Genomic DNA, 5,104 nt, shown 5'->3' on the forward strand with positions numbered 1-5,104 from the left:
GCTTGAATCACATCAGATCGATTTTCCAAACAGGCTCTAAGAGGCGAAATTGACCGCCTCCATAACACTCTCATTACAACCTTCACAAAAACCATTGAAACTACAGCATCCCGACCGCCATCGCAGTCTCCAACACCTTATTCCGAAGAGGCACTCCCCATAGTCGCCGAAAATCAAACCAAACTACAGTCAAAGGCTCCCTCACCTCTTTTACTATCGGCGGCCCTAGAGCGTTTTCTCAACACCAAACCCGCCAAAAGTCTCGAAACTCAGCGAGACACGAGCAGAACTGTCGCACTTTTCGTACAGGCATTTGGAGATCTTCCCGTCCGTGAGATTGATGGCAAAGTCTCAGGGGATTTCCGCGACGTTCTCTTTTCCCTTCCGGCATCACATGGCAAGCGCCGCAACCTCTCTTTTCAAGATGAGATAGACCGTGCAGCTTCTCAGGATGTGCCATTGCTAAGCACAAAGACGGTAAAAAACCACTTCATGCGCCTGTCTTCTCTTTGGAATGACCTTCTAAGACGGGACATGGTTGAAAAAAATCCATGGAGCAGATGGAATTTCGACCTGTCCAACCAAATATCGCGTCGGGCCTGGAAACAGGAAGAAATGAATAAGCTCGTTAATACCCCTTGGCCAGTGGGCAGTATTCCCAACGAGACCTTCATGGGTATCACGATGGTTGCTGCTTACAGCGGTATGCGACTTGGCGAAATCAGCAACCTGAGAAATGAAGACATCCAAGACGTGGAGGGTGTTCCATGCTTCCGGATTTGTGCCCATCCAGAAGACAACTGGTCCCCCAAGACTGAAGCAGGAGAACGCATTGTTCCCATTCACTCCACCCTACTGAGCTGGGGTCTCCTAGCTTTTCAAAAAGCCAATCAGAAATACCTTTTTTCTGATCTTAAAGACTCACGGGACGGAAACCGGGGCGCTGACTTCAGCCGGGCATTCTCACGCTACAAAATGATAATGGACCTTCCTCCGGCTGTTACGTTCCACGGTTTCCGGCATACAGTGTCAACACTTCTGCGCAATCAGAAAAGCGACATTCGCGAAATCTGGATTGATGCCCTGTTAGGTCATGAATCCAGCCACAAGAGTCAGGGGGCAACGACATATCTGAGCGGTATCGATCTCACCAATCTGCAAACAACAGTCGAAGCTATTCAATATCCAGATTTTTATTTGGGAAAAAGGCTATGAGCGATACAACAAAGATTAAGTTAGAGCCTTTACGTCCTGAAGATGCACAAGATATGTTTTCAGGACTGTCTGATAATCGCGCCTATCAATTCATTCCTGATGAACCACCAATAAGTCTTAAAGCTCTTCGTGACAGGTATGTTGTTTTGTCTTCGGGCGGGAATTCAAATGGCACCGAAATCTGGCTGAACTGGATCATCAGGCAAGGTGTGGATCAGAAGGCTGTTGGGTATACGCAAGCGACACTGACGGCAGAGGAAGCGGTTGTTGCCTATCACGTCTTCCCTCTCTACTGGCGTCAAGGTATCGCAGCAGAAGCCATGAAGAGCACCCTCACAACTATTTTCTACAATCCCGACATCAAAATCGCACGCGCCTTTGTTGATACGAGAAATCACGCCTCTATCGCCCTGCTACACAAACTGGGCTTCAAACAGATCAGAACAATTCATGACGCAGACTTCTTTAAAGGAGCAAAAAGTCACGAATATGAATTTGAACTTACTCAAACAGAATGGCTGAAGACGCCAATGCCTTCTCAAACCTAATAGTATCTCTAGCTTTACAGGAAATAGCAGACCGCAATTTCCTACATGTATCCATGGACGTGTTCTTAGGAATGATGCCAAAGCGCATGTTTAGCAATCCCAATGATACATAAAATTCCTTTCCTCTTATCTCCAATATCTGAAGTCGTACCCTCCCGGCAATCACCTCGCATCATGGGCGTTGAACTGTCCGGGAACCAGCGGCTAACGTTCCGGTCAGGTCAAGGGTCGGTCTTAGTCTGACTTTGCCTTGTGGTAAAATGGATATCTAAATTATAGATATGTATATCCACAAACGGAGAGTGACATGCAGGTTTCAAAATGGGGTAACAGCCTCGCTGTTCGTATTCCCGCACATATCGTCCGTCAGCTTGGTTTGCAGGAGGGGGACAATGTCGAGGCGGTCTTTTCTCGTCTGAAAAGCCATGAAGAAGCCTTGCAGTCTTTGAAAACAATTGGTCGGAAACTGCCTAAAAACTTCCGATTTGAGCGTCCGCAAGACTGAATATGCACGTTCTTCTGGATACCAATATCCTGCTCTATGCGTGCATGGAGCAGGATGTGGAAAAGATGCGGATCGCTGAAGATGTTCTCCGCCATACGGATTGTCATATCTCTGTCCAATCGCTGAACGAGATGACGAATACGTTGCGTCGTAAAACGAAGTTGTCTCTGGATGATATTGGAGAGCTGATTGCAGACATCAGAAGTCTGACAACCGTACATGACCTAACGACAGGTATTTATGCCAGGGGGTGGGCAATTGTACGCCGTTATGGCTTGCAGACCTATGACAGCATGATTTTAGCGTGTGCCATCGAAAATGGTCTGGAAACGGTACTGTCAGAAGACATGCAGGATGGACTGTCCATTTTCGATATGGCGATTATCAGGAACCCGTTTGGATAGACAAACTGATCGCTTCCGTCTTCGTCCAAGGCATTTCAGAAGAGATGAATATTTTTGGAGGGCGAGTTTTTTCGCGGCCAAACAGTTCGTCAAATGCTAAAATCTAAGTATCGCGATCTGTTGAAAGTATCTTCCGTGGACATCCGTCGAAGATCAGTCCTTGCGGGGTCTGCCACTGCGTTGGTTTTTCCGCGTCTGACCCGGGCGGCGGCAAAACCGCTTGTCGCACCTATAAAGCTAATCGGACGTCGTGTGACAATCGGAGTCAATATTGGCGGAATGGGTGGTTCCTTTGCGATTGATTCCGGAGGTGCCATGAGCCTTATCAATGAGTCAGTCGCACGAGACCTTGGCTTGCCTGAGGCAGGCGATCTACGCATTGGTGTAGCTGGGACGCCCGTCCTCCACCGAATTTTCGTTGCGCCAGAGCTGACAATTGGCGGTATCATAGTTCAACATCACGTTCGGTTTGTCGCAGTGCCTGGCTTGGTTCTTGGTGACGGCATTGCTGGAAGCATTTCGTCCGGCCTTGTCACGACGAGTCCCTGTTTGCTGGATTTCGACGCCCTGCAATGGTGTGTCTGGAACGATAGTCGACCAACGTTTCCCGATTACACACGTCTCAAGGCTCTCGCTGTCGATGCAAAACCTGGATTTTCCCCTCTGATCACGGCGGAGGCGCAGGTAAATGGCAAACCTGTGACTTGTGTAATCGATACAGGTGGCGAGAGTTTTGTACGCCTGAATCGTTCTATGGCAGAACACCTTGGCCTCTGGACCGACGCTCGCCCTTATGCACCGGTAGCGCAAGGCGGACGCATCGTTCGTGTCGATACTCTTAGTTTTGGAGGCGTCCTTTTTGAACGTCCACTAGCTCTACTGCTCTCAACTGACCGCAATACTAATATATCGGATGGCCTTATCGGGCTACCAACACTGCGTCGCTTTAACATCGGCTTTGATCTTGATGCTGATGCACTCTGGCTACGCCAGAACAGTCTTCCTGCCACAGATTATCGCTATGCATTTTCGGGTTTGGCCGTCAGCGAGACTGACTATGGCCTGCGTGTTGATGATGTCGGTTCACATAGCCACGCTGCTGACGCAGGCATTCTTCCTGGGGACGTAATCGAGACCTCGGAACCTGCAAACGTAATCAGACAGCTCAATGCTTCCGCAGGCGCAGAGGTAACATTCCGTGTCCAACGTGGTGCAAGCCGCCGAGTGGTGACATTACGCATGTCGGAATATCTTTGATTTGTTGGCTTATCAAAGTTCGGGCCGATCTGAAGGCTGGGTCAAAGTCGTAAGGTGAGATTCGCTTTCAAGGCTTTGAATCTAATTTGCGCTCATCATAACCCAGAAACGGGGTGCCCGCTCACCTTACAGCCTGTCTGTTCAAAGCATATGAGATAAAGACAGGCAGGATGCGTCTCATATCTGGCATACCCAGCGATGAACAGATTTTCCACATAGCGGACATAAGCAGCATGGTTGTTTTGGCCAGCTGGGACAGACTTTGCCTGTTCGCTTATCTACCAGCTGACATACCCCTGAAACTTGGATCTAGATCATACGGACCTATATTCGCTTTCAGCGTCGCCCTAGGGACAGGTAAAACATAGCCACCATGGCAGGTGTAAAAAAAAATAGGCTGGCGATACACATGAGAGCTGATGGGAGGCCGTAATTTCCCGTCAGTCCAACGATCGAAAAGAAGGGAATTGTTGTTCCAAGGACAGTTCCTCCGAACGCTGCTCCGAAACGGAAGTCAGAAAAATGCCTACAAACGTTAGGTAGGATATCCCGGACGTACCAATGTGCCAGCCACACCGCAAAGCCAGTTACAACGGGGAAAAGAAGCCAATTCGAAATGCCCAGTCCTTCAGCAATGAGCGCCATATCACCATGCGAACTCAGCGCGCGAAGAGGAGCGTAACTCCAGACATTGAAGACATTAAACGCTGCTAGCCAGGCAAGTAGCCACATGCAGGCGAGGCTCCAGACGGTCTGTTGGGGTTTCTTGCCTATAGTGCGCAAAACGTGGCCACAGATTATACTGCCACCACCGTTAGCAATTAGAGGGCCTGCAGCAGCGATTAATGATCCCTGTAGTCCATTGTGTGCGGCGAAGATTGGTGCGTAACGGACGTTTTCGTCGATCTGTTGCTGCATAAGAATATTGTCAATGGTCGACTTGCCATAATTCAGTGCAAGAGGATTATCTTTCCAGCCTAATGCCCATGCCATGAATGAATGAGCAAATTCATGCATGAAAAAATCGACGGCGTGAGCAAAGATCACAGAAAAAAAGACCATTGCTCCATAGACATATGGAAGAGCCATCTGCTGCGTTGCTTTTCCAGTGCCAATCAATTTCAATATCCTGTCTAGGCTCAGGACCCATTGATTTTTGTAGGGAATTTTGATTC

At 48.7% G+C, this 5,104-nt stretch carries 6 protein-coding genes; 5 read left to right on the plus strand and 1 reads right to left on the minus strand.

Annotated elements, in window-relative coordinates:
• Nucleotides 1–492 precede the first annotated feature (492 nt).
• The 5 genes from B7444_RS17295 (at nt 493) to B7444_RS15530 (ending at nt 3,929) form a co-directional block, all read left to right on the plus strand.
• The gene (locus B7444_RS17295) at nt 493–1,215 is read left to right on the plus strand and encodes a tyrosine-type recombinase/integrase (RefSeq protein WP_231502859.1); all 723 of its coding nucleotides are present in this window, start codon (nt 493–495) and stop codon (nt 1,213–1,215) included.
• Entirely contained in the window at nt 1,212–1,763 is a 552-nt protein-coding gene (locus B7444_RS15515) for a GNAT family N-acetyltransferase (protein WP_081603814.1), read from the plus strand. Before B7444_RS17295 ends, B7444_RS15515 begins: the two co-directional genes overlap by 4 nt.
• Nucleotides 1,764–2,070: 307 nt before the next feature.
• Complete coding sequence (locus tag B7444_RS15520) at nt 2,071–2,268, plus strand: AbrB/MazE/SpoVT family DNA-binding domain-containing protein (RefSeq protein WP_007284646.1); 198 nt, start codon at nt 2,071–2,073, stop codon at nt 2,266–2,268.
• Nucleotides 2,269–2,270: 2 nt separating this feature from the next.
• Entirely contained in the window at nt 2,271–2,672 is a 402-nt protein-coding gene (locus B7444_RS15525) for a PIN domain-containing protein (RefSeq protein WP_007284647.1), read from the plus strand.
• Nucleotides 2,673–2,765: 93 nt separating this feature from the next.
• Nucleotides 2,766–3,929 carry an aspartyl protease family protein gene (locus B7444_RS15530; RefSeq protein ID WP_007284648.1) on the plus strand — a complete coding sequence of 388 codons (1,164 nt, stop codon included), beginning with the start codon at nt 2,766–2,768 and terminating at the stop codon, nt 3,927–3,929.
• Between the two features lie 336 nt (nt 3,930–4,265).
• On the opposite strand, the gene B7444_RS17300 is transcribed toward B7444_RS15530, so the two are convergent.
• Nucleotides 4,266–5,104 (minus strand): hypothetical protein (locus tag B7444_RS17300; protein ID WP_252365389.1); only part of this gene is annotated, 839 nt, incomplete at its 5' end.

The sequence above is a fragment of the Gluconobacter thailandicus F149-1 = NBRC 100600 genome (genome assembly GCF_000964465.1).
Taxonomy (GTDB): Bacteria; Pseudomonadota; Alphaproteobacteria; order Acetobacterales; family Acetobacteraceae; genus Gluconobacter; species Gluconobacter thailandicus.